The 19,976-nt window shown below is 48.8% G+C and carries 14 protein-coding genes; all 14 read right to left on the minus strand.

What is annotated here, in order from left to right; genetic code table 11:
- Positions 1-123: 123 nt before the first annotated feature.
- The 14 genes from CPZ25_RS08245 to CPZ25_RS08310 all read right to left on the minus strand — a co-directional run bounded on the left by CPZ25_RS08245 (position 124) and on the right by CPZ25_RS08310 (position 19,953).
- Positions 124-672, minus strand: a complete 549-nt coding sequence (locus CPZ25_RS08245; protein ID WP_096920377.1) for a hypothetical protein — start codon at positions 670-672, stop codon at positions 124-126.
- Between the two features lie 118 nt (positions 673-790).
- A complete protein-coding gene (locus tag CPZ25_RS08250; RefSeq protein WP_096920376.1) occupies positions 791-1,459 on the minus strand; it encodes a hypothetical protein in 669 nt (222 codons plus the stop codon).
- A gap of 183 nt (positions 1,460-1,642) precedes the next feature.
- Positions 1,643-2,257, minus strand: coding sequence for a hypothetical protein (locus CPZ25_RS08255; RefSeq protein WP_096920375.1), 615 nt, complete (start codon positions 2,255-2,257; stop codon positions 1,643-1,645).
- Positions 2,258-2,331: 74 nt separating this feature from the next.
- Positions 2,332-7,167 (minus strand): hypothetical protein, encoded by a 4,836-nt coding sequence (locus tag CPZ25_RS08260; RefSeq protein WP_096920374.1) that lies wholly within the window; start codon positions 7,165-7,167, stop codon positions 2,332-2,334.
- Positions 7,168-7,187: 20 nt separating this feature from the next.
- Positions 7,188-7,955, minus strand: coding sequence for a hypothetical protein (locus tag CPZ25_RS08265; protein ID WP_096920373.1), 768 nt, complete (start codon positions 7,953-7,955; stop codon positions 7,188-7,190).
- A gap of 85 nt (positions 7,956-8,040) precedes the next feature.
- Positions 8,041-8,577, minus strand: a complete 537-nt coding sequence (locus tag CPZ25_RS08270) for an HD domain-containing phosphohydrolase (protein ID WP_058693714.1) — start codon at positions 8,575-8,577, stop codon at positions 8,041-8,043.
- 79 nt (positions 8,578-8,656) lie between these two features.
- On the minus strand, positions 8,657-9,676 hold the full coding sequence (locus tag CPZ25_RS08275; RefSeq protein WP_096920372.1) for a tyrosine-type recombinase/integrase: 1,020 nt from the start codon (positions 9,674-9,676) through the stop codon (positions 8,657-8,659).
- Positions 9,677-9,830: 154 nt separating this feature from the next.
- Entirely contained in the window at positions 9,831-12,890 is a 3,060-nt protein-coding gene (locus CPZ25_RS08280; protein ID WP_096920371.1) for a hypothetical protein, read from the minus strand.
- 19 nt (positions 12,891-12,909) lie between these two features.
- Positions 12,910-13,854 (minus strand): phosphatase PAP2 family protein, encoded by a 945-nt coding sequence (locus CPZ25_RS08285; RefSeq protein ID WP_096920370.1) that lies wholly within the window; start codon positions 13,852-13,854, stop codon positions 12,910-12,912.
- Between the two features lie 14 nt (positions 13,855-13,868).
- Positions 13,869-14,639 (minus strand): MurR/RpiR family transcriptional regulator, encoded by a 771-nt coding sequence (locus CPZ25_RS08290; RefSeq protein WP_096920369.1) that lies wholly within the window; start codon positions 14,637-14,639, stop codon positions 13,869-13,871.
- A 1-nt stretch (position 14,640) separates the two neighbouring features.
- A complete protein-coding gene (locus CPZ25_RS08295) occupies positions 14,641-15,399 on the minus strand; it encodes a MurR/RpiR family transcriptional regulator (RefSeq protein WP_167495192.1) in 759 nt (252 codons plus the stop codon).
- Between the two features lie 23 nt (positions 15,400-15,422).
- Positions 15,423-16,745 carry a 6-phospho-alpha-glucosidase gene (locus CPZ25_RS08300; protein WP_096920367.1) on the minus strand — a complete coding sequence of 441 codons (1,323 nt, stop codon included), beginning with the start codon at positions 16,743-16,745 and terminating at the stop codon, positions 15,423-15,425.
- Positions 16,746-16,763: 18 nt separating this feature from the next.
- Entirely contained in the window at positions 16,764-18,311 is a 1,548-nt protein-coding gene (locus CPZ25_RS08305; protein WP_096920366.1) for an alpha-glucoside-specific PTS transporter subunit IIBC, read from the minus strand.
- Positions 18,312-18,489: 178 nt separating this feature from the next.
- Positions 18,490-19,953 (minus strand): alanine/glycine:cation symporter family protein, encoded by a 1,464-nt coding sequence (locus CPZ25_RS08310; protein WP_096920365.1) that lies wholly within the window; start codon positions 19,951-19,953, stop codon positions 18,490-18,492.
- Positions 19,954-19,976: the final 23 nt, after the last annotated feature.

Below are 19,976 nucleotides of genomic sequence, written 5' to 3' on the forward strand. Positions count from 1 at the left end.
GTAAACCTCCTGTAAAATATAATATTTCTATTTCATCAAGAGCGTTTTGTGGCTGCTCCTGCTGATGATTCTATGATACAGGCTTTTATGGTTTTATCCGATGCGTAAACGTGTTTTTTATTATTAAAAATCAAAAATTATTTTTATTTTCTGCCGCCAGCGGTACACGGTGCTCAGCTCACCGTAAAAGGGCATGGTAAGCACTGGGCGGCCGCGCCGGGCTTTCAGGGGTTTTTTATCCAGTTCATCGTTTTCAAATAAATGTAGAAGGGTCTGGGCTACTGTAAACAAGCTGTGGCGCATCCAGCGTCCCGCAAAGGCGGGCAGCACCCGCTGGCGCCTGGCACAGTGCTCGCATTCGCAGCTGCACACCCAGAGCACGTACAGGTTTCCCTCGGTGTCCTCCACCTCTTTGGACAGGCCGTTGACCACATGGTTTTTGCCCTCCTTTACCACAAGGCGCATGGTTTTCTTTTTAAGCCCACGCCGGCAATAGCGGCAGACGTGGCTGCTGTGGCCATGGTAGATGAGCTCTGTCAGCTGCTGCCTGCCATCCTTGGCCGTATAGCCGGTATCCACTGCCTCAAAGAGCTCGTAGTGCTTTTTGAGATAGGTCTTCAAATCCAGTTCCAGTGCTTTCAGCAGTTCTTTCAAATATATTGCCAGTGCCATTTTTTTCTCCTTTTTTTATGTTCTTTAAACAAAAAACACCGAAGGCCACATACGTGTGTTCGTATGTGGCCTTCGGTGTTTTGATGGGTGACAGCCGTTGTCCCATTTTCTTTTTTGGTTATGTTTTCTTTTTTAACAAAAGCGTCTGGCCTGTTATCAACAGTACCAGCAAAAGGGCGGCGCCCGCCGACGCGTGGGCGGCTTTTGCCACACCGGTTGGCGGGTTTACAAGGCTGTCCTTCTGGGTTTCGCCTGCCGGGCTTTCACTCTGGTATCCCCGGGCTTCCACGATGCGCAGGCCGCCCTGGCCGTCCAGCTCCAGGACAAGCTCCAGATAATGGATACGGGCATTGACGTGAATGGCGGTGGTGCCATCGGGCAGGGTAAATACTTTGGTTTCATCGACGGTATTGGTGCGGTCGATGCGCAGGCGCATACGCCCAACCTCGGTGTTGGCTGTATTCAGGGCTCTCAGGACATGGCTGCCCTGCTCCACGTTGTCCATGACAAAGCTGCCGTTTTCATCGGTCATTGCCCGTTTGACGGCTGAGTGCAGCTCCATAAAGCCGTGGCTGAAGGGGCTGCTGTCGGTATAGCGGGTCTGGGCGGCCAGCGTAAAGCGAAAATCCGGGTCATAGGGCACGTCGGTGGGAATACGGTAACCGGCGCTATAGGTAAGGGTGACTGTGGTCTCGCCGACGGGTGACTCGGGCGTGGCCTGGGCTTTTGCTGGGACAGGCCATAGCAAAAGGAGGCACAGGGTGAGCATGGTGATTAAGTTTTTCATGGACAATGCCTCCTTTAGGTCGCAAATAAGTTGCGGCAGAGCGGAAAGTAGTAGTCGCTGTTCGCGGGTGAAAAACACCCTCTCTCATGCAGGGCGCTGCAGCCCTTTGGGCTGAGCGCTCTGAAATCGAACCGGGTGTGGTTTCACCCGCGGACAGCTGATTGTTCTTTTGAGGTTATGTGTTTAGTTCGTTCCTGCTACTGGCGTCACTAAAATGCTGAAGCTGCCTGAAAAAGCATGGGTACTATTAGCTGTTATGCTTGAATTATCCTTAAACTTATCTCTGTTAAGCTGAGCATAAGCGGTCGCGCTGGGGTTTGCCTCTGTCAATGTGGCGATAAGGGCACTATCGGCCGTATCACTCTTTGTTACCTCTGCGCCACCCGTATTTAAAATACTGAAGGCCTCCGCAATATTGATGCCATGTGTGGCATCGTTGAGCGCCATTGTATTTTTTGTAGCCGGTAATGAAATTTTCAGAGATGCTACACTTTGTGCACCCGTCAGCTTTTGGTTATCAATAACGGCGGTATAGTTCAGATCTTGCTTTAAATTTGAGCTTGTAATGGAGATGGAGCCAAAGTCGATTGTTTTTGGAATTGTGACCGACCATACAGGCGTATTATCAGCTGGCTTTGTATACTCCATCTTTACTTCTGTCTGCCCTTCTTTGGTAGCCGTGGTTCCCGACCCGTTAACGGAAACACTCTCTCCTGCAGCGAACGCGCTGCCTCCTAAGCACATTGCGGTGACGAGCGCCGCGGTGATGCCGACGATTAATTTTTTCTTCATTGCCATTTTCTTTTACCTCTCTTTTATTGGTTTTTATTTTTTTGGCTTATTTAAAAGGGCTTTCCCTCTCAGTAAGATAATTAATTTGTCCCGCCGACCACGGGGTCGTTGGGAATGCTTTTCCAGTTTAACTGGCTTTTGTAAGTGCCCTCGGTGATTTTACTGTCGGCGGGCACGACGAGCTGTCCGGTTTTGCCGTTTTGTCTGTCATTTTCGGTCAGGGTGGCAAAGCCGCCTGCCTTGCTCAGGGCTGCGCCGGATGGTGTCTCTATCCAAAACTCGGGGCTGTAGCTGCCCTGGGCTGTGGTATCCGCAGGCTGCATCTGGTACTTGCCCCAGATGGTTTTGTAGCCATCGCCCGGGCTGATCTCGAGGTCGATGGTGCGGCCTTCGTACAGCCAGCCGTCATTACTGGCCACGCCCACGGTGATGTTTGCAGTCGCACCCTGCCCCACTCTGGCGCTGCCGGTGATGGGCGCTTTTGGCAGGCTGAGGGTATAGGTGGCGGTCAGCAGGCTTGTGGTCAGGCTGCCGTCGGCATCCGCGTTTATTTTTCGACTCAGGGTCTGGGCTGTGCCGCCTGCCGGTGTGGCGCTGGCGGTGACGGCCGTGTAAGGACCGCCGGAATATTTGGGCAGATAGACGTAGAGCTCTCCGGTTTGGCCGCCTGTTTTGTTAAAGCTGCCACCTGAGGCCTGGGCGTTCCAGATTCTGGCGGTGCCGTCTGCCTTGCCGTCGGCTTTTGTTTTTTGGGTGGTGACACTGGCGGGTACGCCGGCATAGTCTGTCGGGTTTTCGCTAAGCTTCAGGGTCACGGGGTATACTGTCTCTCCGCTACTGTTTTTGGCGCCGGTCACACTGCCGATGATGGAGCCGCCGTCGATGGTGGTGGTTCCTGTTGTGCCGATGGTGTTGGCTTCCACGTTGCCGCCTTTGATGGTGGCTTTGCCGGTAATGCTGCCGGTCACGGTGGTCAGGCCGCTCTCAATGGTGGTGCTGGCGGTGGCCAGACCGGCTGCAGCGTTTAGGGTAAGGCCTACTGTATCGGCTGCTCCAATGGTCAGGCTGCCGCTGCCTGCGACGCTGCCGGGCAGGTTAAGAACGCCGGTGCCGGCTGTACCGCCGGTGAGCCTGAGGCTGCCGTCGCTTTGCAGGCTGGCGCCGTTTGGGCTGCTGTTGGTGACGGTGACGGTCTGGCCATCGGGCACGCCCACCTGGGCGGTGGCGTCAGCCTTGACGGTGATGGGTACATCTGCGGTGTTAATGCTTTCATTTAGGATGATCCTTGAGCCGTCGGTATGGGTGCCGCTGACCACGATAATGCTGTGGGCATAGGCACTGCCATCATTGGTGGCGGGTATGTTATAAATTCCCTGGTAGGGTATAAGCCCAGCTTGATTGGCTGGCTCTGCATTGGCAAAGATATAACCGATGTCGTAAATATACAGGTTATTGTTAGCCAACGGAAAATCGGATGAGCCAGTGACCCGGAAGCTGACGGTGATGGTTTTGCTCATGCCTGGGCCAGTGAGGACTGCGTTACCGCTTTTAAAACCTTCCTCGGTCACTTTTATGGTGTAGGTGTAAAGGCCGTTGGGGATACCTGTTGGATCTGCCGCGCATAATATCTTCCCGCTGGCCTTATCCACCGTAAAGGTCTCTGGGCCGGATACCTTGGTGTAGGTCAGGCTTCCCGCCGGGTTGGGCGCACTGACAGACGGCGGGGCGATGATGGCGGTGTTCTGTGCCATCTCGGTGGTCGCGTAGCTGTCTGCCAATTTGTAGGTGACGGTATCGATGGCGTATCGCTCTAACACACAGCCGGCCGCCCCCTTAAACTGCATGGCCGCATCGGTTCTGGCTTTTCTGGCGGTGTTGGTGGGATAAATGACCAGCTGGTAGTCCTCACCCTCGTAGCCCTTTTCCATGTTAAAGGTGGCAATGGCTTTGTAGGTCTTCTTGTCTGCCTGCTGGGTGAGGGTGGCGTGGCGCACCTGGGTATAATCGGTTAAATCGGTGCTCTCATCCAGGGTACCACCTTTTATCCAATAGGCGTCGTACATGGCGTCGGCAAAGTCCTCGGACAGGGTAATGACGCTCTGGGTCATGGTGTTGCCCGGGGTGCCCTCGTAGCCGGGGCCTGCCTGGGCGTAGTCGTCTTTGATCACGGCCTCATAACAGGTAACCTTGCTGGCGGGGCCACGGATGTCTTTTGCCTGGGCTGTGTCGCCGGTGGCCGTAACACTGGTGACCATGAGCTGATAAGCGCCTTTCAGGTCATTGCTGTAGGCAGTGCCCAGTGTGATGGATTCGACGATGGTGTGGGTCGCAAGGTCTGTTGTGATCTCTGTTGTCTTTTGGGTGTCTGCGATCAGCGCTGGTGTTTGCCCGTCCACCTTATACCAGCCGTAGGTGACGCTGCCTGTAAAGCTATCCGCGATTTTGATCTTAACGCTGAGCTTGGTTTTAGCCTGAATATCGGCATCGGTATCCTGACTGCTGAGCTCGATGGTATCGGGCATTGTGCTGTTTTCATCAACAACCATGAATTTATCCACACTCAGGTACTGCCAGTCGGTCTCGAAGCTATAAGCGCTCAGGTCGCTTACTGCAGATGTGGCTTTGAGCTTGTACCAGCCCGCATCGCTTTCTGCAAATGTGGTGGCGGCGGGCGCAGATCTTGTCCAGCTCACCGTATTGGTGGTTTTGTCCCAGGTTGCGGTCAGGCCGGTCACTTCGGTGCCGTCGCCCGTTGGCGCGGTGGACTGGCCGGTGGTGTCGTCTTTATACCATGTCAGGCTGTAGCTCGTTTCATCTACGCCGGTACCGCCAAAGGTGACGCCTGCCTTTAAGCTAAAGCTGGTGACATCGCTGATGGCGCTGGTGGGGCTTTGGTTGGCTAGGCCAACATTGACCACGTTCAGGTTTAGGCTAATGGGTGTCTCCACACTTTTTACAGGGCCAATAAATTTTCTGACGCCGTCCGTATCCTCGGCCAGCTCGTTCTGGCTCAGATACATTTTTGCGCTGATGGCGGCCTGCCCCCCGGCGCCGCCGGAAGTTTTGAGGTTGACGGTGTTGCCGCTGCCCACAACGGCCTGCACCACGTCAGGCTTGTCGGAGGAAAAGGCGGAGGCGGTGGGCATCTGTACCCCAAAGCTATCGCCAAGGGTAGTTTTTGTCTTTAGGGCATTCAGCTGGGTGGCGTCGGCCAGAACCACCTGGGCGGTATCGTCCCCCTGTTTTACCTGGGAGATTACATTTGTGGCCGAGGCGTCTTTGATGGCGGCCAGGTTGATGGCCTTGCCGCTGGCTGTTGACTGATCACCCGACGCCTTACCGGCGCCCAGATAGAAACAATTCGTAAACGTCCCGCCAGCCTTACCGGTCAGGCCGCCTTTATTATCTTTATCATTAGGTTTTTCTCCTACGATGGTGCCCACACTGTAGCACCCATTAACATTTCCCGCATTTACATATCCTGCCAGGCCGCCAACATACTGGGTAGTGGGCTGTACTGGAATGGCGGCAACGGTGGTGTCAATTTCACCGGTATTATAGCAATACTCAATATTGCCACTGTTCATATAGCCCGCAACACCAGCCGTTACCGGGTGATTGGTGATAATCTTGCCGGAGTTATAGCAATATTTTATATTGCCACTGTTCATAGCACCGGCTATCCCGCCAACAGCGCCCTTGGTAGGAACAGCCTTCTGAGCTCCATCCACATATATTTCTCCGGTATTCACGCAACCATAGGTATCTGTTGCTGTTACTCCCGTAATCCCTCCAATGAGAAGTCCTCGACCTGTAGTATATCCGATGGCCTTGCCATCGGCATGGATTTCAATATTGCCATTATTCGTCGAATTTGCAATTTGCCCTTTAGCACCCAAACCATCATTAACGCCAACACAACCGCCAATAAAATGGCGCTTTGAATCCATACTGATATCGCCGCCTTCGGTATATCCGATAATGACTCCATTATTGACACAATTCTTTACAGTTTGATTACTTTTATTATCTCCCACAATGCCGCCAAGCGCGACATAAGTCATTTTCACATTAGTATTCTTTTGTTCGCAAACACTGTAAGTAACGGTCTGTTCCGACACAGTGCAATTGGTCATACTGTTTTTATTACAAGCCGCTATCCCACCCACAATAATGACTTGGGCGTTTCCATAAAAACGGCCGTCAACCACATGGCAATTCTCAATTATTCCATAATTAAAAGTGACAATAGGTGAAATATATACGACTGCTGACCCTTCATTTATCGCTGAAATCATACTATCGTCCATGGTCAAATTTTTTATCGTTGCAGTGGTGCCCGTTGCTCCAAAAAGTCCAAAGTAAATATAGCCCGGCGACGTGTCAGAATTATTTATGCTTGCATTTATCCTCAACCCCATTAAGCTATATCCATTGCCATCAAAGATTCCGTTAAATGTTTGGCTTTCAGTGCTGCCGATCACCTCATTCCAAAAGTGTTCGCTAAGATCAATTGACTGGCCTAAGGTGATGGTTTTGCCTGAAAAATTAGCAGTTCCAGCATTTACCAGTTTTGCCAGGCCTGCCAGCTGAGAGGCATTATAAAGGGTGTAGCCTGTCACACTAGCATCAGCATTATACCAACTTGTATCGGTATTGTCTGACCAATTACCGGTTGTCGTTGTAGTGGTGCCTGTTTGAACAAAATCGAATGTAATATTTGGATACCACTTCCCGCTCTCTTCAATTTTTACACGCCCATCGCTATCTTTATATCGAGGCATGACGGACACGCCGGACGCGGCTTCCTCGGCCTGGGCCTGCGGCGTCAGAGGGCTGATCCCCAGCGAGGAAAAGACCACGAGGGCGCACAGCAGTACGGACAGGGCTTGCTTACCTATTGGGTTGTTTCGCATGGTTTTCCTCCTTCTGGTTTTTATTCGACAATGAGCTGCCCGGCGGTGGCGGCGCTGTTCATGGGATTATGGGCGCCCTCCAGCTCGTAGGTGTTGTACTGAATGAGCACGCTGTAGGTGCCGGGATCCAGCATGGTCTCAAGCTTTGGGTTCTCGATGGCGGAGCCGGCGGGCATGAGGCCGGACTGGTAGAGCTTTCGGTTGCTTTCTTCCAGCTTGAGGGTCACCTGAAAATAACAGGGATTGCCCTCGGGGTTTTGCAGGCTCCAGTGGGTGGTGCCGTTTTTGTCGGCCTTTATGACGGTGTAGCCGGGTATGGTGATGTCCTCGTGGGGTGGGGTATCTGTGGTCTGGGTAACGATGGCGTTGGGGTCGATTTCGATTTTGGCCGGAAACCAGTCGTACCAATTGACCGCGCACCAGGCCCCAAAGGTAAGGAGCGCAATGCCGGCTATGGCCACCGCCAGGCGTTTTAACGCCACGTTTTTGACAATGGCGGCAAAGACGTTGTCCTTCAGGCGCACATAGCCGATAACCGCCGTGGCGGGGGTAATGGCAAAGCCCCGGGTCACGGGCAGGCTGTGCCCCTGCCCGTCCTGCAGGCTCAGGCTTTCTTTTTGGATATTTTTTTCTGCTTTCACTGCCCCGATGGCGCCAGCTACCTTGTAGCTGTGCTGGGGATACAGAGCTGCCATCTGCTTTTTGGTATAGTATCTGGTGGTAAAGCCGCTTTTTTTATGGGTATAAGCGGCGCCGTAGTTGTCTTCGTTGATGATGTTCAGTTCCACGTTTTTATCTCGTTTCTTTGGGTTCATGAGGTGGCGGCAGCGCGATTGGCGCTGCGCTGCCGCCGGAAAAAGGTAAAAAGTTTTATTATTCTACCGGCCAGGCCGGGAATAAGCGTTCCAGCGCGGCTACCAGCTCTGGGTCGTACCAGAAGCCGGCGCGCTGTTTTATTTTTTCATGCTTTTGGGCAGTGGGCATTTGTGGGTTATCCATACTCAGATGATCCCAGGCGTCGGCTACAGCGCCTGCCCTTGCGATAATGGGGATATCCTCCCCATACAAATGCCCGGGGCCGCCGGTGCCGTCCCACCGCTCGTGATGATAGCGGCACAGATCGCAGGCGATGCTGCAAAAAATGCGTTCTCTGCCGTCCAGCGCTTCCTCGTAGGCGTAGGAAAACAGGGCTGCACCGCGGCTGCAGTGGGCCAGCGGGTCGCTATCGCTGCTTCCTTTGCCAATGTCGTGGTAATCGCAGGGGCCGCTCTGCTCTAAGCGCCAAAGCTCCACCAGTTCTCCCCTGCCTGCCTCGATGAGCAGGGCACGGATGATTTGTCCGGTTCGCCGGTTATGCTGCTGCACATCCTTAGGGCACTGCTGTGCTGCGCGGGTTAATTCCTTGAGCATTTCTTTACGCGTTTCCTTTCCTTTTATTTTTTATTTTTTTCGGGTATCTTGTTTCTATCAAACGCCGCATAGTTCCTTACTATGCGGCGTTCACCGGCGGCACTTTAGTTTTAGAGCGCCGTCTTTTTTTCGCTTGATATTTTGTCATTTTCATCATTTCTTCTCGAATAAAATGATCACTTAAATGTAAATAAATTTCTGTTGTGGTAGCTGTTTTGCTGTGTCCCAACAGAGCACTGATAACCTTGACCGCTACGCCGCTTTCCATAGCCCTGGTTGCAAAGCTATGCCGTAGTGAATGAAAAGTGTAATCTTTTGAAAGTCCAAGCTCTTTCATTCTTTTTTTAAAATGTCTTTCAATAGATCGCCCGTGATAGGCAGTGCCATCTTTTTTACCGGCTACATAGGCTGCATTCTTTTTTTGTTTTAGATTCCGACTGTTATAGTAATGCTTTAAAAAAGCCGAAAATTCCGCAGTTAGCGGTATTTTTCGCAGAGCATTTTGTGTCTTTGGCTTTCCAAGACGCGCTTCAGTTTTTCGGCCCTCACCAGTCGGTATACGCTCCATACTGTGTCTGATAACAACCAGATTTTCTTTAAAACGTATATCCTGCCATCGCAGAGCTACTACCTCAGATAGCCGCAACCCCAGATTTAAAGCCAACAAAATCGCAATATCCAAAGCGTTTTCGCTCGGTTCCAAAGCTTTTTCCAGCTTATTTTGCTCCTTAATCGATAATGACTGTGCCTGGGTTTTTTCCTTTGGCGGCAAAATTATTTTTTCACACGGGTTATTTTCAATCATACCCTGTCTGAGTGCTAAGTTGAAAATCGTTTTAAGGCAGCGGTAAACCTCATGAATGGTTTTAGCACTATATTTTTCCTGCATATTATCAATAAATTTTTGTATCGTCTCTTTACGAATTTCTCTAACGGCCATCTCGCCAAAAGCAGGTCGTAAATAACCTTCAAGCAGTTGCGTATAGGTTCTGATCGATTGAGCCTTTAAATGCCTCTTGCTATCCAGCCATTCATCAAAAAGTGTATTCATCGTTGTTGCCAATTTAAAATGATTTATTAAAGCTTTTAGTTTGTTCATTATAATCTCCTTTATTGCATTAAACTTTTGTTTTTTTAAATTAATTGATTTTCATACTAGCATTTTATCCGATTAACTGCTATAATTGGAGTCAAATAAAAAAAGCATGGCGCATAGTAAGGAACTATGCGCCATGCTTTTTATTTATTTTTAATTACTGTCCCGTCGATTTGAATACAAATGGTGTCTTATCATATGCGCTCTTGTAACTGTCTAAATTATATTCGAAAAAATCACCGCCTGTAATAAAACGAAACTTCACAAGCTTTACATTTTTTTCGAGTGCATTGGTTTCCAGATTATACACGTCTCCTCTAAAGCTCCCTGTCCCAGAGGCTCCAACAAACGCTGTAACAATCGACATAATCCAGAGCCTGTCCTCGACATTGAGGCTTTCATTTCCAATATAGAGATATTTTGTGGGCAATACCATACCGACTGCTGTCATTTCATCATACAACGTTTTATGCCCGCTGGAGGACAGGCGGTTTTTCATTGTGTTCAAAGTATCAACTGAAATGATTTTTTTATTATCCTCCTGATATGATGTGATTTTCTTATCATTTTTCAAATTATTAAAAAGTGTTTCCACTTTCATATTAAAGGTACCTTTGTATTTATCGCCCAACATGGTATGGATATCTGTTAGAGGATCAAGGGTTACTGTATTGGCTGTTTTGACGGTATACAGCTGCTTATCCACAAGATTCCGGTCCTTGTCTGTCGGTAATATCAGGCTTTCCTGAAAAGTGGTCCACTTCGTGTTAATGCTGTTAAACTGATCTTTCATTTTAGCGATCTGTGCATCATACATATGGTCTTTATTATTGACATTCATATAGCACATACTGATCATGTAGGCTTTGATATACATCTGGTAATTGCTTGCCCAATATTCTGATTTGGCGGTTGTTGTCTGTGATTCCCAGTTGTAGCGCCTGTTGTAAAGCGTGACGTAATCATCCAGCACACTGCCCACAACCCCCTCACCAAGGATATACTGCCCAAAGGTATAGGTATCATAGACAAAGCCCTGTCCACCTGTGGTCGTGCTTCCCAAGATAACATTGAGCTGGTCCATAAGGTCTTTATATTCCTGCGAATCGATTGATTCTATCTTGACTAATCGCGCCAGAATATCGTTTGTGCTGCTGGATAAAAGCCCGGCCCGGAAGTTAATGGAACGCGCGCTGTCCTGAAATTTGCTGATTTTTGATTCCAGTGTCGCGTCGACTAAATAATTAACCTCATTTTGAATTTTACTTGTCATTTTATTTATTTCCAATGCTGACTCGCTGAGAGCGGCAATGCTGTCGCTTATGCCACTCATTGATTCTTTGCTCTCGGACATGGCCAGACTGCCAAGCCCCACGATGCCCGCGATTCCTCCTATTGGAGCGTCCTTGGCAAAGGAGTTGACAATCGTGAGGATTTTTGACACCAGGTCGGTTGTGGAGGACGCGCTGTTTGACGCCAGCATGTTGTCATAGACAATGACCTCATAATCGTCGGCAGCAACAGGCACACCGTAAGCGTCAATGAGGCTGCCCTCGGCCAGCACGAGGTTTTCATTACAGGCCCAATGGGCAAAGAATGCTCTCAGACCTTCCTCGCCTTCCTCCTCATACCACCTTTGCAGCTCTGCGTTATCAATGGTTACCGAGAAGGTAAAGGTATCGGCGCTTTCAATTGTAACTGGCGAGATAACGGCGTCGGTCAGCGTATCCTCTGTCAGGCTGACAGAGCCTGGTGTTAAGTTTACACTGCCGTTTAAAGAACTTACCCTGCCAGTGAATACGGCGGCTGCCGTACTGGGCGACTGGGAATCTGCGGTAACAGTATCAAGCGTAAGCTCTGCTGTAATCCGCTCTTCCTCCAGCTCCAGATCCAGCTCCAGGCTGTCGCAGTTAAGCCCTGCACTGTCAATGGTCATGGTGGCCCCGTCAAGCTCGTCCAGAATCTGGCCTTTATCGGTTATACCATTCACCGTAACTTTTAAAACGCCATCTTTTTTGGCTTGGGTGGATGGAACGGTCAGGGCTACGGGCTGGACTGCTGGATTGTCAAACGAGAAGTGGGCAGCGTCGGCAGTGTCCGCAAACTCAGCGGTGTCAATACAAAATGCTATGTCTGCTGTGCCGTCATCATTGATAAGGACGTTGTCGGTCCCCTCTGCAAAATACGGCAGCGGCGCCATGACGTCGACAACAAGAACGCCGACTTTATCGCCTTCCTGTTTAAAGCTGTCTTTGTCAAAGTACAGTACGCCGCAGCTTTCGTCGTTTTCGTCAAGCTGACCGGACATTTTAAGACTGACTGTGTGCTCATCCAGTAAATTGATTTCATCAATACTCACACCATGAAAAGCATTTGCCAGCTCAATATCGCCGGCTGTGATTGAATCTGAAAAGGCGTCTTCCTCACTGGTTGCGACCACATTAAAGAACCTGGCGTCTGCCGCGACTTCTGTTTCTGTCGTCATGGGCTCATAGTTTGCGGTGGTCACGGTAAGGGGCGCGATTTTTTCGATGGTGACGGTGGTTGTCACGTTCTGTTCTTCCCCATCTACCACCAGCTGGCTGGTTACATCGTAGGTAATATTATCGAGTGATGTGGGCAGCTCGGATTCTTCCGCTGTGGTTTCTTCCCCAGCGGCTGAGGCCGCTTTTGGAAAGGCCGCGAGTCCCAGCTGTGTTCCGATGCTCAGGCAGAGTATAAGGGACATCATCTTTTGTTTATGCCGGGTGTTTCCTTTAAAGAATATAACGCCCAGAATTAAGATTGTGAGCATCAATACTGCAAATATGGCGTGGGGCCCCTGGTACCCTGTATGCGGGTTCGACCCTTTTGTGGCTGTCAGGAGCGCTGCCTTGCTGATCTCTCCATTGCTTATCTTAAAACTGTAATTGATTTTCTGACCGCCTGCAATCTGGTCATAGGTTTTCTCGGTTGTGCTCGCATATAAGCTATCGGGGAGGGTCGTCTTTAACGATACGTTGTAGAGCCCCGCCTCTGTTGGATTGTCGAGCTCCAGGGTTGCTGTTACCTGCTCGCCGTCGTTTATGGTCCTTTTGTCAAAGGTAAGCTGTGTGGGGATCAGGTCTTTTATATAAGTGACATCAAACCCTCTGGCAAGGGCAGATGCTCCCACGAACAGCATTAGCAGTAAAGCGAGCGTCATTACACTGATTACTCTGTATAAGGTTTTCATCATTTTTTCCTTTCCTGTTCATTCATGAACATTTTGTTTCAAACTTTTTGAAAAGTGCCGGGTAAATTGCCAGAATAAAAAATGGGACCAGAAAATTATAGATGAAGGCAGCGGCGTAAGCGTCTAAAAACAGACTGAACACATTTTTGAGAATATAGTGCAGTACGGTTATGACTGCCGCGCCGATAAGGTAGCGTCTGATTTTAACATAGAGTGTCCCATCGAGTGAAAATTTAATTTTCCTTCTCTCCACAATCCATCCAATGGCGGCGCCAAACGCAAACCCTACATTGCCAAAAACATCGGTGATCATCTTAGCCGGGTCCACCAGGAGTGTGCCGTCCACCCAGTTCTGCGGATAGCTTTTTGTCATTGCGTAGATAATGATCAAGACGCCACAGGTTAGTATGGCCGCCATCACCCAAATATCTTTCTCTGGGTTTTTTTCTAAGTAATCATTTAATACATAACCCATCAGCAAGATGACCAGAAATGCACTGCCAAATCCTACCAATACATCCTGCGGCGTGTGAACGCCCAGGAAATTCCGGGACAGCATGACTAAAAAGACGACACTGAATAAAAACACGACAACAAAACGGTATTTCCTAAAATACAGGGCCAGTGAGCCGTAATAGCAGGTCGCATTTGTCGAGTGCCCGCTTGGAAAGGAGTAGCCTGTGGCAGTGGTTTTAGCGCCTGCGATGGGCTCGATTCCCGGGTCTCTTATCCAAGGTCTGTAAACACAAAAGCTGATTTTTAATACACTGTTGACTAATCCCCCCACGCCTTCTGCCAGACACATATATGTTCCGGCTTTTTTGTTAAAACACCAGTACACTGCCGCCATCAGCAAAACGGGTATGAAGGATTCTCCCAGGGTTGTGATGAATGAAAAGAAGCCGTTAAAAACGCCTTCTGAATAAAACCGGAAGTTCTGTAACACAAGTAAATATTGAATATCCATACTGCCTCCTGTCCTTATGATCGCTCATTTTGTAAATAATGCGCTTCTAAATAGCGCACAAACAATACCTCTACAATAGTGAAAAACGGTGCGCAGAGGTAGCCGTCTGTTTTCTGGCTCTTACCTTTTATAATACGATGATTGTAAAAATAAAGGTGCTCGTCACTGAGCTTTTCCAGCTCATTATCCTCATAGGAGGTAATGGATAATATGGATGTCCCTTTATTTTTTATCCCGCGCACCAAATTGTTTACCGGCCGGTTGTCGCCGGACAGGGAAAAAACGATCAGGGTATCCTCCTTTTTCAGGAGCTCTGTCATTGTTCCCAGCTCTGTTTTACTCTCAATGACAAAGGCACGCTTCTGCAGTATGAAGAAAAGGCGCTTCAGCTCTTTAGCCGCGTGCCGTTGTACTTCTCCGGTTCCAAATATAAATATCCGGCCGGGGCAGTCGAACAGCTCGAAGGTTTTTGTCAGATCAAGATTTTTTAAGTAGTCTAAGGTGAGATAATAATCCTGATAGGTACGGTTAAGCAGGTTGACGGCCAAAACATCGTTTGTCTGCTCCTGCCATTTTAAAATAACCCTTAGCTCCCCATAGCCGTCCATTCCCAGCTTTTTGCAAAAGCTCAGGATCGAATTGTTTGAAACGCTGCACCTTTCTGCCAGCTCACTGAGTGAATACTGAGGACATTCTTTCATATGTTTATAAATATACTGCCATATGTGATGGTCGGTTTCGCTAAAGTTTTCATAGTGCTGATTGATTAATTGATTAATATCCATATCACTGCTCCCTGCGAGAACGGTATTCCAAATATTTTAGAAACAGCATCTCAATCAATATAAAAAAACTGGTAACGGATGTATATGAAACATCGAGGTCATCTTTTTTTATGACCAGCCCTGACGTATATAGATTAACGGTGCTGAGCTTTGCCAGCTCGTTTTCGTGAAGGGTGGTGATCGAGACAACAGGTACATTACGGATTTTCAGCGCACGGGCGAATTCTACCACCTCTGGCGATTCCCCGCTGTATGAGACCATAAACATCACGTCCCCTGGGGTGAGCTTTTCGATCATCCGGTTTGTCTCTGCGTTGCCGTTGATCTCATAAAATATCCGTTTTGCTGAGACAAAAATCCGGGTCATTTCATGGGCAACGGTGCTTTGCAGGATTCCAGAGCTGTAAATATACAGGTTCTCCGCACCGTCGATCAGCTCAAAAATAGCGTCACAGTTCTGCTCCACGACGCGGTGGACTACCTCATTATAAAGGCTGATCACCTTTTTCATACTGCTGTAATCCTCTTTTGGCATCTGGCTGTCCTGTATCAGGGTCACCTTGAATTCACTAAAGCCGTTAAATCCAATTTTATGGACAAACCGTGATAATGTCGTTCGGGAGACATGACACCGGCTGGACATTTCGGTGATTGTCAGGCTTTTGCATGCCTCTCTGTTTGATTTTATGTACTTCCAGATATATAAGTCGTTTTCGTTGAGATTATGGTAGTACTTGTTTATATGTTCATCAAGTTTCATTTTTTCCTCATCTGTTTGTGTGATTAAGTTAGCTCTGGCCAGTAGCCTTGATTGGCCTGAATAAATTCGTCTAATATGATTTTTGCCACTGCGGCGCTCGGAACGGTCTTGGAAAGGGTCAGGGCCTGCCATAATTTCTGGTAGCTGCCTTCAATCCAGGCGTCCACCACCAGCTTCTCCACACTGACCTGCTGCTCCATCATTCCTTTTTGAAAGCGCGGGATTCTTCCCTGACATATTTTTTCATAACCGTTTTTTCCAACAATGCAGGGGATTTCGACCATGGCGCTTCGTTCAAAATTCTCGATGGCGCCTTCATTTGGAACGATGAGTAAAAACCGTTCCAGGGTGTTTTCCGCAATCGCCCGGGCCAGGTCGACAATATAGGTCGCGTGGGCGTCTGCCTCAAAGCCGCTGCCGCTGCTGGTTCCCTTTTCGATAATCTCACGGCAGACGCTGAATATCTTCTTTTCACGCCCGTCAATGACTTCATTTGCTCTGGTATATTCCGGGTCCAGCCCAGCCGCAATTTCATAAGGAAACAAATAATACTTCAGATAAGTATTTGGGATTGTCTCTGGATCGATCGCGTAAACTTCTCTGGCCATTTTAAAGGTGTGGGCCCAGCTGTCATCGACATGCTGCTCTGCACTGACTGGAAAGCCATTTTCCGCAATGTATGCTCTGATGACAGGCATCAGGTCGTTGCCTGCTTTGTCATAGATCTGGTGCCACCATCCAAAATGGTTCAGTCCATAGTAACCAACCTGCATCTCCTTACGTGATTTAAGCCCTGCGATCCCTGCCATTTTTTCTTCAAGATCGATTGGCATGTCACAAATGTTTAAAATTTTTGATTTTGGCCTCAGACGATGGGTGGCCTCTGCTACAATGGCCGCCGGATTTGAATAATTCAGCATCCAGGCCTCTGGCGAATACGCTTCCATATAGTCCAAAATCTCAAGGACGCCGCCGATGGAGCGCATCCCATAGGCGATCCCGCCAGGGCCGCAGGTTTCCTGCCCGACAACGCCGTATTTTAAAGGAATTTTTTCATCCTTTTCGCGCATGGCGTATTTTCCAACACGGATATGTGCCAGCACAAAATCGATTTCTGTAAAGGCTTCTCTCGGATCGTCGGTATAGCCAAACTCAATTTCCGGCGCGTTTTCGCGGAGGTAAATCCCACAGGCTTCTGCGATTACTTTCTGTCTCCCGGGGTCGTTGTCATAGAGCATGATTTTCCTTATTGGAAAACGGCTGCTTTCTTTTAACAACATCAGGACAATGCCCGGTGTAAAAGTACTGCCTCCGCCTGCTACTGTAACTGCGTATTTTTGTGTCATTGCTTTATCCTCCTGTGTCTATAATAGATGTTCAAACTGCTCTCGGAATTTCGCGACGGACAGTCCTATAATGACCTGCACCGATTTACCGCTCACGATGCAGCCGTGTGTTCCGAGTGCCTTGAAAGCCTGATCGCCCAGCACCACTTTTGGGTCTTTAATATTCACTCTGAGCCGCGTCGCACAATTCGTAACGTCGATGATGTTTTCTTTTCCTCCCAGTGCCTCAAGCACTTTTTGCACAATAAGGCTTTCCTCATCACTTTTACTTGCCCTGTAGTCTGATTTGGAATAGAATTTGACGGTTTCTTCATCCTGGCGCCCTGGTGTTTTAAGATTAAGCTTGAGGATCATAAAACGAAACACAACAAACCAGATTCCGGTAAAAACAAGCCCCACTGCAAACAGGAGCAGGTATTGCTGCCAGTGGCTTCCCATGAGTGGAATCCAGTTAAAGGAAGCCATCTCAATAAGCCCCCCGGAGAAGATTCCGGTTATTCCCAGCAGGTTTATCACCATGGCCAGCAGCGCCGATAATACGGCGTGCACAACGAATAAAACAGGGGCAATAAATAAAAATGTGAACTCAATGGGTTCTGTCACTCCACACAAAACAGCGGTCAGTGTTATTGGAATCAGCAGAGCCAGCAAACGTTTCCTGTTCTGTGGCTTCGCTGTGAAATAAAAGGCCAATGCAATCCCCGGACAGCCGAATATCTTTGAAAACCCTGTGGCTGTATAGGAGGCCCACGGCGCCAACTCCTTTAATGCTTCTGTCGACGCCGCGAGTTGAGGGAGTTGTGTGGCCCAGTAAGAATATATTCCTCCGTTAACGACCACATTGTCAAAGTAAAAAGAGGAGTAAAGCAGATGGTGGAGGCCAAAGGGTATCAGCAGCTTTTCCAAAAATACAAACAAGCCCACACCTAAGGTGCCTGCTCCCAGCACAAACTGCTGAAGGGCGCTCATTAAAAGCTGAACCTGAGGCCATATAAGGATCGCTAAGACTGCCACTGGCAGCATTGCGAAGAAGCCAATCATAAATACAAAGGTAGAACCGCTGAAAATGCCCAGCCATTCCGGAAGCTCTTTTTCATAAAAACGGTTATGCAGGAATATGACAAGCGCCGAAATTCCCAATGCGCCAAACATCCCCATATCGAGGGTCTCGATACCGGCAATCTGGGTTAAATGGCTTCCGCCTTCTGCCTGCGCTGTCAGATCGATGCCAAGGTCTGCTCCCCACTGGGAGAGCATGACTGAGACAAAATAGTTGAAGGTTAAATAAAGGACCAGCGCTTCCATACAGCAGCGCGCATTTTGTTTTTTGGCAAGACCGATGGGCAGGGCCACCACAAACAAAAGCGGAAGCTGCCGGAATACGGTCCAGCCGCCCTGAAGCACGACATTCCAGCACTTAAACCAGAGGCTTTCCGGGCTTGCCAGCTCGCCAAAAATGGCCTGAGTGGTAAAAAGTGTTCCTATGCCGACGACAATTCCGGCAAAGGCAAAGAGCAAAACGGGTGTAAACATTGCCCCGCCAAATTTTTGAATTTTCTGCATCATGATTTTTCCCTCCCAGTCTCTTGATAACGATTATTTTATCTGTTTTTATCTTAACAGCTTCATTTGAAGGTTACAATCAATCTGCCTTATTCTGGAAATTCGATCATCATTCTGTTTTCTGCACCAAAAGCTGTGAATTTTCCCAACAGAACGCTGTGATTAATTCTGCTGTAAGCTGTCATCCTTCTTTGTGATATTTTGACCACACCTGTGTGGTATCCTCTATGTCCAGAAGCTTCGGATTAAAAACAGGCTCGATAATGCCCGCCTTCTTTTGTATTTCATAGTCCTTCATAATCTTTACAACCTGATTTGAAAGGAGCAGTATCACAATAATATTGATCCATGCCATGCAGGCCACGCCAATATCCATGACATTCCAAAGCATTGACGAGTCTGCGATACCGCCAATAAAAATAGCGGCTAAAAAAGCAAAGCGTAAGATGGTTCTCCCCAGGGTTCCAACATTTCTAAATAAATACCGGACATTGCTCTCGATCTGGTAATAATATCCGAGCAGGGTTGTCAACGCGAACAGTGCTATAATGACGCTCAGGATTTTGCCCTCCCACGGAATGGTGTTGGGCGTCAGGTTATTCAGCGCTGTCTGTACCCAGAGGGCTCCCTGCTCAAGATTAGGCGCGCCCTGTACAAGCATCGCGCCTGTGCTCTCATCCACAACGTTATAAATCCCGGACAAAAGAATGACCAGGCCTGAGATTGTGCAGACGATAAAAATACTCAGATAAATGGACAGAGCCTGAATGAGCCCCTGCTTGGCCGGATGCGTCGCTTCTGCCGCCGCTGCCATAATACCGCCGGAGCCATAGCCCGCATCGGTCGAAAATATCCCGCGCCTTACGCCCCACGAAACCGCCGAGCCCAGAATACCGCCAAAAATGGCGTGCGCTCCAAAGGCAGAGGTAAAAATCACTGAGAACACATCTGGTACCTTTGTAATGTTTTGAATGATGACAGCAATGCCAAATAACAGGTAAATGGCGCACATAAAGGGGGCCATGCCTTCGGCCACACGTCCGATACGCTTGATTCCGCCCCAGATAATAATTCCTATTAAGGCAGTGCCGATGATGGCGGTAACGAGTGTGTTCACGCCATAGGCGTTATCCAGCGTGGTGACGATCGCGTCCATCTGGATACCGGGCATGAGTATCCCTATTCCCAAAATCAGTATTATGGCGAATATTTTTGCTAAAGGTTTACACTTCAAGCCCCGCTCAATATAAAAGGCCGGTCCGCCTAGGTATTCGCTGCCTGTTTTAATCTTGTAAGCCTGGCCCAGCACAGCTTCTGCCAGAGCTGTACAGGTAGCAAAAAATCCAAAAGCCCAAATCCAGAAAAGGGCGCCTGGTCCCCCAAAATAAATGGCTGTCGCGACTCCTGCGATATTCCCAACGCCTACACGTGCTCCAAGGGCTGTGGCAAATGCCTGAAATGGTGTAATCCCATCACTTGTGTCTCCATTCCCTTTAAGCACCCTGATCATCTCCTTAAAAAAACGAAGCTGCGGAAACTTCAGACGGACTGAAAAATAAATACCAGCACCCATTAAGAGGATCACAAGAATATTACTCCAAACGACATTTTTGATTACTTCTGTTATTGCAACGAAATTTTCCATTGTTTTTCTCCTAGTCCAAAATT

The organism is Eubacterium maltosivorans, from assembly GCF_002441855.2.
Lineage (GTDB): Bacteria > Bacillota > Clostridia > Eubacteriales > Eubacteriaceae > Eubacterium > Eubacterium maltosivorans.

Excerpts from the sequence above, each read along its gene's own strand:
- CPZ25_RS08245 (WP_096920377.1), bottom strand. The coding sequence starts at position 672 with ATGGCACTGGCAATATATTTGAAAGAACTGCTGAAAGCACTGGAACTG.
- CPZ25_RS08250 (WP_096920376.1), bottom strand. The coding sequence starts at position 1,459 with ATGAAAAACTTAATCACCATGCTCACCCTGTGCCTCCTTTTGCTATGG.
- CPZ25_RS08255 (WP_096920375.1), bottom strand. The coding sequence starts at position 2,257 with ATGGCAATGAAGAAAAAATTAATCGTCGGCATCACCGCGGCGCTCGTC.
- CPZ25_RS08260 (WP_096920374.1), bottom strand. The coding sequence starts at position 7,167 with ATGCGAAACAACCCAATAGGTAAGCAAGCCCTGTCCGTACTGCTGTGC.
- CPZ25_RS08270 (WP_058693714.1), bottom strand. The coding sequence starts at position 8,577 with ATGCTCAAGGAATTAACCCGCGCAGCACAGCAGTGCCCTAAGGATGTG.
- CPZ25_RS08275 (WP_096920372.1), bottom strand. The coding sequence starts at position 9,676 with ATGAACAAACTAAAAGCTTTAATAAATCATTTTAAATTGGCAACAACG.
- CPZ25_RS08280 (WP_096920371.1), bottom strand. The coding sequence starts at position 12,890 with ATGATGAAAACCTTATACAGAGTAATCAGTGTAATGACGCTCGCTTTA.
- CPZ25_RS08285 (WP_096920370.1), bottom strand. The coding sequence starts at position 13,854 with ATGGATATTCAATATTTACTTGTGTTACAGAACTTCCGGTTTTATTCA.
- CPZ25_RS08290 (WP_096920369.1), bottom strand. The coding sequence starts at position 14,639 with ATGGATATTAATCAATTAATCAATCAGCACTATGAAAACTTTAGCGAA.
- CPZ25_RS08295 (WP_167495192.1), bottom strand. The coding sequence starts at position 15,399 with ATGAAACTTGATGAACATATAAACAAGTACTACCATAATCTCAACGAA.
- CPZ25_RS08300 (WP_096920367.1), bottom strand. The coding sequence starts at position 16,745 with ATGACACAAAAATACGCAGTTACAGTAGCAGGCGGAGGCAGTACTTTT.
- CPZ25_RS08305 (WP_096920366.1), bottom strand. The coding sequence starts at position 18,311 with ATGATGCAGAAAATTCAAAAATTTGGCGGGGCAATGTTTACACCCGTT.
- CPZ25_RS08310 (WP_096920365.1), bottom strand. The coding sequence starts at position 19,953 with ATGGAAAATTTCGTTGCAATAACAGAAGTAATCAAAAATGTCGTTTGG.